Below are 8,714 nucleotides of genomic sequence, written 5' to 3'. Positions count from 1 at the left end.
GGTGCACTTGTCTCAAGTGCACCAACCAACCAGTCGAGAAGTCCCCCAACCAAGCAGTCGAGAAGTGCACCAACCAACCTCTGTTGGTGCACTTGAGACAAGTGCACCCCCTAAGCAACTGCCCCAACCAACCAGTAGAGAACTGCACCACCCCTCAAACTCAAAACTCCCCCCTCATCATCTCCGTCCCCCGACTGAAGCAGCTGCCCTCTCCCGAGTACACCCTCCACGAAATACTCAGTCCCCGAGGCTTCACCTCAGCACAAATCGAGCAGATATACATCTCGCTCGACACCAACCCCACAGGCAAAATCATCACCTCCTGCTCGCACGAACTCGCCTTCGACCGCAGCACCCTCATCCTCCAACCCAAAACACCCACAGCCCTTGTCCGCCCCATGCACATACCCGAAACCGGCACATACGTGCTTAGCGACAACCTGAAGCTGAAAGTGGAGACCGAAGAATGTGGCGACCGCTACGAACCCAGCCGCACAGCCGACTGCGCCTCCCTCGACGCATCCGACATCAAGTTCCCCCTAACCCTGCGCCACATACAGCCCGGCGACCGCTTCGTCCCCTTCGGCATGACCGGCACGAAACTCCTCAGCGATTATCTCACCGACCGCAAGAAGAACATCTTTGAGAAACGAGCACAACTCGTCCTCACCGATGCCCAACAACGCATACTCTGGCTCGTCGGCGAACGCACCGACAACCGCTTCCGCATCACCCCACACACCCAACAAGTCCTCCGCCTTACTCTACAATAGGAGGAGGGTGTGTCAAAACTAAAATATTTGGCAAATTGAATAGCAAACGGTTCTAATCGTAGGAGGCTACGGCATTCCTGCCGTAGCCATTAGTAACTGAAATACAACTGTTTGCAATGACTACGGCAAGAATGCCGTAGTCTCCTACAGTTAGCCATTCATCACAATTCTATAGTTTTGACACACCCTCCACGCACCCACATAAAAAGAAGTGCACAAACCAAGCCAACCATGTTGCCGCAGCGTGGTAACCATGTTGCCGTAGCGTGGCAATCAAGTTGTAGTAGCGTGGCAATCAAGTTCTCCCAGGGGGTGCACCAACCAACCCACCCAAAATCTCACAGCATAGCTGGCAGATAACCTGGTAGATATCCCCATCTAAGAAATATCTACCAGCCTTTATTGCCTTGATAATAAGTGCAGTACACCGTTTCTGGAAGATATGGTAGATTTTTATCCCAACTGACTTATAATTCGAAAATTTTATCTAAATTTGCATCAAAATCAAATAAGCATAACAATGGAACTATCTATATACAGTTTTTCACTTTGTATCGCGCTGCCGTTAATGTTATTCTTCGGCTTTTATTTTTTGTTTGCAAAGACTCCTGAAAAGAAAATTTTCAAGAATTATCTCCGCTCCCGACAGATTATGGGTATAGCTATGTTGCTGCTTTCTGCAAACTATTCGGTACATTTCTTCTTTGGTATCCGATTCAAAAATGCGGATTCTGCCATATTGATGAACATGTCCACATACTTTCTGTGCTATTCTCTGTTCAGTTCGGCATTGATAATGTTGCTTGATCGTTTTTACATTACCAAACGGCGTGTGTGGACACATATCATTTTATGGATTATATTTTCAACTCTTTCCGGAGTTGTGTTGTTCCTGTTGCCAAGCGGAATCATGCAAAAATTCTCTTTATTTGCTTTAGCTGCCTGGTTAGTCGTTTTTGGAGTCGTTTTAGCTCGCAGAGTCATAATTGCATATCGTAGAGCCATTCGGATTTTCAATGAAACTCAGGCGGATGATATAGGCGCATATATCGAATGGCTTTCCATATTCACTTATTGGGCACTTATCTTCGGCGTCGGATGCGGATTGTTGACATTTCTGCCAGACAAATATGTTTTTATCTGGATTTTGTCGTCAATCCCGTTCTACAGCTATCTTTTTTACAGCTATCAGAACTACCTGCTATTCTATGAACAGGTAGAAAATGCTTTTGAGCAAGATATACAGTCTGAAGAAAAACTTCTGACAGATACGGAAACAGAACCTGAAATAGTTTCTGGGGAAGAAGTTCCAGTGTCCTATACAGAAATTATAGAGAAAGTGGACAACTGGATAAAGACAGACGGCTATGTCCAGCAGGGACTTACCATAAAAGAACTGTCCAAAATACTTTATACGAACCGTACTTATCTTTCCGCCTATATCAAGACTACGTATAAAATGACATTCCGCGAATGGATAACTGGTCTTAGGTTGGAGTATGCGAAAAACATACTGAAAGAGCATCCGAAAATTAATATACAGAAGCTGGCTGAGTCTTCCGGTTTTCTTTCCCGCAGTAACTTTATCAAATCATTTACCGAGAAGGAAGGATGTACGCCTGCCAAATGGAAAAAAGCAAATCTGGAATAATTTGTGTGGTAAAAAGCCGATGAAAAAGGTCTCAGAAGCCCATTTCCAAAAAGTGTTCACACGATAAAAAAGTGCTCATTCGACAATTCGAAAAGTGCTCATTCGACAAAAAGGTGCTCAAACGACAAATTCCATGAAAAACACTGTATTTTAACAGAAAAATTTTGTGTGTTTTTTCTTGCACTTAATGACATTTTATTAACTTTGGGGAAGACAAAGATAATAAATTCAAGTTTATATGAGCAGAAAAATCACTTTTCTTACCTTGTTTCTGTGGCTGATGACGGTCACTTTTCCTGTCATTGCGCAGCAGAAAGCAGACACGACCTACACCTTCCGGTTCGTTACGCAGAAGGACATGTTCTACGTGCCTTGGAATGGCAATGACACGGAACTTGCCCGCCTGTTGGAATGTATCGAAAACAACAAAGCAACAATTCTTGACGGCAAACTGCCGCTATTGGTTGACGGATATTGCAATTCGCAGAGCAGTGAAGTCAAGAACCTTGCAACAGCGAAGATTCGTGCCAACCGTGTGAAATCAGAACTGATTACACGAGCGAAAATCAAGGAAGAAAACTTCATTACCCGCAATCATGTGACAGAGGGTGATTTTGTCACCGTGCGCCTGACGGTACCGGTAAAGGAAACAGCCGTGACGGATGCGGAAGCAGAAGCACGACGCAAGGCGGAAGCCGAACGCTTAGAAACCGAGAAGCGTGCCGAGCAGGAACGGCTTGCCGAAGAGCAGCGCAAGGCGGAAGAAGCCCGACTTGCCGCTGAAAAGGCAGAAGCCGAGAAAACCGCTCAACAAAATACACTTGCCGACACGCTGTCGGAAACCAAAATCACAACTGATTATCATCTCTCCCTGCGTGCCAACCTGCTGCGCTGGGCTACCTTGACACCAGATTTAGGACTTGAATGGCGCATCTGTCCATCGTGGGGCATTGCCGTAAACGGCTCGTGGACTTCTTGGAGCTGGAGTGACAAAGACCGCCGCTATGCACTCTGGGAAGTGGCTCCGGAAGTACGTTACTATATGGGTGAGAAGAAAGCCTGGCATCTGGGCGCGATGTTCAAGGCTGGACAGTTCAACTACAAGCTTTCCGAAACAGGCAAGCAGGGCGACCTGATGGGTGGCGGCATCACCGCCGGCTATCAGCTGCGACTAAACAAGGCATTAGATCTTGATTTCAACCTCGGTTTGGGCTACCTGAATGCCGATTTCGAAAAATATGAAGTCATCGATGGTGTGCGCGTGCGCTGTGGCAACGAGACAAAAAATTGGTGTGGCCCCATCAACGCCGGTGTGACATTGGTATGGAAGTTATTCTAATACGGAGGAATAGAGTATGAAAGCAAGACAATATATAAATATGGTAGGAATGGCAGCCGCCGTGCTGCTCTCTTCCTGCGTGAAGGACACGCTTTATGACACGCCGCATCCCGACTATGGGAAGATTGCGGTGACAGCCGACTGGTCGGCACGCGGTGAGGGTATCGACATACCTACCACATGGACGGTTACCATGGGTGACTATACGGGTACGGAGACTTCCGCCACCCATGCCCCCAACCATCTGTTTGCTCCGGGCAGCTACACCCTTGCGGTGTGGAACCCTGCTGAAGGAATCATGGTAAATGGTACCACCGCCACCATTGCCGCAGCCACGGGAAACCGGGCAGGAACGGATGCCTTTGTGAACAATGCCCCGGGATGGTTCTTCACCTATACGAAACAGGTGAGCATCGAGAAAGACAAGGACTATCCGCTGACCGCCGCAATGAAGCAGCAGGTACGCGAACTGACGCTTATCATCAAACCGACGGGGGATGCCGCCGGACGCATCACGGAGATTGTTGCCCATCTGACGGGTGCAGCCGGAACACTCGATTTCGCTACCGATACCTACGGAGCCGCTTCAAACGTCGTGCTGCCCTTCACCAAGATAACCGAAGGTGACGATGCCGGCAAGTGGAAAGCCACGGTGCGGTTGCTGGGTGTGACCGGCACGGAACAACTGCTGACGGGTGAAATCCGCTATGCGGACGGCAACCCGACCCCCACGACGCTGAAAAGCGACATCACGGAAGCCCTCAAGGGGTTCAACACCGGAAAGGGCGAATCGCTGACCCTCGGCGGAACGCTGGTTGAGACTCCCGAAGGCATGGAAGTGGACGGAGTCGAAATCAACGGCTGGGAAGAAGTGAAAGGTGATGATGTAAATGCCGATTTGTAAATAATTAGCAAACCGAACGCAGAAGCAAAGCTTGCTTTGATTTTGCTAAGGTGCAGCAATTATTGAAATGGAATTTAACTAATATAATAACAGAATATAATGAAGACAAGATTTTTTGCACTTGCGATGCTCGCCCTCGCACTGGTAGCCTGCAACAACGACAACGAGAACCTGAACGGTGACCCCGTGGCCGCCCAGTTTACCGCCAACATCGCCCCCGCCACCCGCGCCAGCGGAACCACCTGGACTGCCGGCGACCGTATCGGCATCACCGACATCGGCAACGACACCCAGTACGGCAACGTGCCTTTCATCCTGAAAAACGGGAAATTTGAGGCAGAAGGAAAGGTTATCTATATCGAAGATACAAAGACCCATACTTTCCGCGCCTACTATCCGTACAACGCGGCGGGAGGCATCCTCGCAGCCACAACCGATGCCACGGCGCAGCAGAACCAGTCTGCCATCGACTTCCTCTTTGCTTCAGGAGCCACGGGAGACAAAAACAACCCGGTAGTAAGCTTCACCGACAAAACCGCCAAAGGCGGTGAAGACAACTCCTTCCACCACCGCATGAGCCAGATAACCCTTACCTTCGAGGCGGGCGACGGCGTGAATTTCAGCGTGGTCAAGCCTGAACGTTACACGCTGGACGGATTGTTACTCACCGGTACGTTCAACACGGCCGACGGTATTGCCACCGCAGACAACGGACTACAGACCGGAGAACTGACCATGAATCTGGCAGACGGCAATCTCACGTCATCGATCATCCTCTTCCCGCAGACAGTTGCATCCCTGCCGTTGGTTGTGAATTACAAAGGTCAGGAATATCATGCCACACTCACCATGCCCGATGGCGCACTGCTGGCGGGCAACAACTATACCTATACCGTCAAGGTACGCAACAAAGTCCTTGAAGTCAGCGAAGCCACCATTGCAAAGTGGAACGATATAGACGGTGGAGATGTGGGTGCTGACCTGTAGGATGTTAATAATTAATCGATTAGAATGAAGAATTATGAGACATAGATTATTTATCCCCGCAGCCACCGCACTGCTGTTCGCCCTCGCCGCCTGCACGCAGGACGAACTTGCTGGCGATAACCGTCTGCCCGAAGGTGAATACCCCGTCGTCATCCGTGCCACCGGATTGTCCGTAGAAGCAACGCCGCTGGCAGCCCCTTCCACCCGTGCCTCTGTGGACGGCGACTGGCAGGGCGTCACTTCCGTGGCACTCAAGATGGGCGATGCGGTAAAGGAATACACCGTAACGGCTTCTACCGATTTCAAGAGTGCCACGCTTTCACGCGAGAACGACCCGTACTACTGGACCAGCCGCGCCCCGATTACCGTATCGGCATGGTGCCCCTTCGACAAGGCTGACATCACACAGATGCCTGCCGTGAAGGTGGCAGAAGACCAAAGCAAACTGGCTGACTTCCAAAACAGCGATTTCATCTCTGCTGAGAACCGGAAGGTGGAATTTAACAACCCGACTCTTGAATTTACCCACCGCACGGCACGCGTGACAATCGAACTGAAGCCCGGCACGGGATTCACGAGCGTGGACGGTGCCACGGTGAGCCTCGTGAGCCTGTCCGCCGATAACGGCAACCCGACTGCCATCAAGACCTACAACGCAAGCGGCAACACCTACGAGGCACTGACTGCCCCGCAGACCGTTGTGGCAGGCAAGCCGTTCGTCCGGGTGGAACTCGGCGGCGGCACCTTCTACTTCCGCCCGCAGAACAACGTCGTATTAGAGGCTGGCAACCGCTATTCTTACACCGTTAAGGTGAACGCCACCGGCCTGACGTTAGAGGGTTGCACCATCGGCAGCTGGGTTGACGGCGGCGGCGAGAGTGGTGAGGCTGAGGATTTGGGCTACAACTACGACAGCAACACCAAGACCTACACGGTCTATAACGCAGACGGCCTGATGAATGTAGCCGAATTAGTGAACGGAGGTAAGACCGACATAAACATTACCCTCGACAAAAACATTGACCTCACAGGCAAAGGCTGGACGCCGATAGGCACAGACTACGACAACTCATACACCGGCACCTTCGACGGCGGCGGCCATACCATCACGGGGCTAACCGTTACGACAAATGACGAATATGCGGGTCTGTTCGGCTATCTCGGTAATTTCAATAATGGCGCCGCTACGGTGAAGAATGTGGTGATGGATGGCATACAGATAACATGCAATCACAGGTCGGGTTATGCCGGCGGCGTGGCAGGATATAGCTGGGGCACCATTGAAAACTGCTCGGTGTCGGGCAGCGTCAGCGGCACGATGTATGTCGGCGGTGTGGTGGGTGTTCAAAGGGACGGTTCCATCACCGGATGCAGTTCCTCTGCCACAGTGAAGGGAACGATCAAAGTCGGCGGCGTGGCAGGTCAGACGATTTTTGGTGCCACCTTGACCGCTTGCTATGCCACAGGCAACGTGAACATAGAAATAGACCGCACACAGGATATCTCTGGCGGCGGTCTGGTAGGATTCAACGACGGAATCAGCCTCCTTTCCTGCTATGCCACGGGCAACGTAACCAGTACTGGTAGTAGCACTGGCCATGTACATATCGGCGGCTTTTTGGGAGATAACTACATTACCGTGACCGCCTGCTATTGGAAGAACAATCATGAACAAGGTATCAGCTACAATAGGGGAAGCACCAATGTCACGAAGGTGGACGGCACTAACGTTACCTGGGAGAATGCCGTTGATGCCATGAACACCGCCTTGCAGAACGCAGGCTCAGAGTGGCGTTACGAACTTAAAGGAGCATTGCCCACCTTGATGAAGCAGTAAACCGTCGGGGGAAATGTTCCGCCCGCAACGGAAAGAACCAGAGTAATAAAATAACAGATATTATGAGGATAAGATTTTTTGCACTTGCAGCGCTCGCCCTCTTATTGGGCGCCTGCACGCAGGACGAAGCGGGCTTCCTACCGGAAGGGGCGGAAGGCACACCCATCGTCTTCACCGCCACGGGGCTGAATCCCGCCGCGACAGCCACCGCCGGCACCCGTGCCCCCGCGAATGGCAATTGGACGGGTGTGCAGAGCGTGGCAGTTCTGATGGACGGCATGGTGAAGACGTACAACGTGACGCCCTCCACCACCGACCCCACCAGCGCCACGCTGACCTCCACCGACCCGTACTACTGGACCAACCACAACGACATCACCGTCACAGCGTGGTGGCCCTACACCGCTGGCGAGACAACCCCACCTGCGGTAAAGGTAAAAGCCAACCAAAGTGCCCAGAAAGACTTTGAGACCAGCGACCTCATCGTAGCCGACGGACAGAAGGTGATCTACGGTAGCCCCACGCTCCGCTTCACCCACCGCACGGCGCGAGTGACCGTCGTTCTGACGGACTACACCGAGGGGCTGGCATCCGTGCAGTTGACGGGTCTCTCCACCGAAGGCGACAACCCGGATATAATCGTCCCGTATGACAAGGGCAGCAACACCTACACCGCCATCGTCGCCCCGCAAAGTGTGGCAGCTGGCACAGCCTTCATTACCAGCACCTTCACTAACGGCAAGACCTTCGTTTATAAGATGAAGAATGCTACCGACTGGCAGGCGGGCGGTGAATATACCTACACCGTCTCCCTCGCTGCGGCAAAAGACCTGGGCTATACCATAGAGAGCAACGGCAGCTACACAGTGACCTCCGCCGATGGCCTGATGAATATAGCCGAATTAGTGAACGGAGGTAAGAGCGACATTAACATTACCCTCGACACAGACATTGACCTCACAGGCAAAGACTGGACACCGATAGGCACAGACTACGACAACTCATACAAAGGCACCTTCGACGGTGGCGGCCATACCATTACGGGGCTGACCTTTACGACAAATGACAAATATGCGGGTCTGTTCGGCTGGCTCAATAAAGCTGGTACGGTGAAGAACGTGGTGATGGAGGGCGTACAGATAACAAGCAATCAAATATATGGCGGCAGTATTGGCGGCGTGGTAGGATCTGGCTGGGGCACCATTGAAAACTGCTCGGTGTCG

The 8,714-nt window shown here is 51.5% G+C and carries 7 protein-coding genes; all 7 read left to right on the top strand.

The features are described 5' to 3' along the window. A partial coding sequence (gene tilS, locus HMPREF0673_RS14820; RefSeq protein WP_007902809.1) for a tRNA lysidine(34) synthetase TilS occupies positions 1-773 on the top strand: 773 nt, incomplete at its 5' end. 568 nt (positions 774-1,341) lie between these two features. Further along, positions 1,342-2,424, top strand: coding sequence for a helix-turn-helix domain-containing protein (locus HMPREF0673_RS11835; protein ID WP_007902805.1), 1,083 nt, complete (start codon positions 1,342-1,344; stop codon positions 2,422-2,424). Between the two features lie 238 nt (positions 2,425-2,662). Then, complete coding sequence (locus HMPREF0673_RS11830) at positions 2,663-3,763, top strand: DUF3575 domain-containing protein (RefSeq protein WP_004310047.1); 1,101 nt, start codon at positions 2,663-2,665, stop codon at positions 3,761-3,763. A gap of 16 nt (positions 3,764-3,779) precedes the next feature. Beyond that, positions 3,780-4,667 carry a FimB/Mfa2 family fimbrial subunit gene (locus HMPREF0673_RS11825; protein WP_007902801.1) on the top strand — a complete coding sequence of 296 codons (888 nt, stop codon included), beginning with the start codon at positions 3,780-3,782 and terminating at the stop codon, positions 4,665-4,667. Positions 4,668-4,766: 99 nt separating this feature from the next. Further along, complete coding sequence (locus tag HMPREF0673_RS11820) at positions 4,767-5,654, top strand: fimbrillin family protein (RefSeq protein ID WP_007902798.1); 888 nt, start codon at positions 4,767-4,769, stop codon at positions 5,652-5,654. 34 nt (positions 5,655-5,688) lie between these two features. Continuing rightward, entirely contained in the window at positions 5,689-7,491 is a 1,803-nt protein-coding gene (locus tag HMPREF0673_RS11815; protein WP_007902797.1) for a fimbrillin family protein, read from the top strand. A 62-nt stretch (positions 7,492-7,553) separates the two neighbouring features. Then, positions 7,554-8,714 (top strand): fimbrillin family protein (locus tag HMPREF0673_RS11810; RefSeq protein ID WP_007902794.1); only part of this gene is annotated, 1,161 nt, incomplete at its 3' end.

This window comes from Leyella stercorea DSM 18206 (assembly GCF_000235885.1).
Lineage (GTDB): Bacteria > Bacteroidota > Bacteroidia > Bacteroidales > Bacteroidaceae > Prevotella > Prevotella stercorea.
This window is presented reverse-complemented; position numbering and strand designations above follow the sequence as displayed.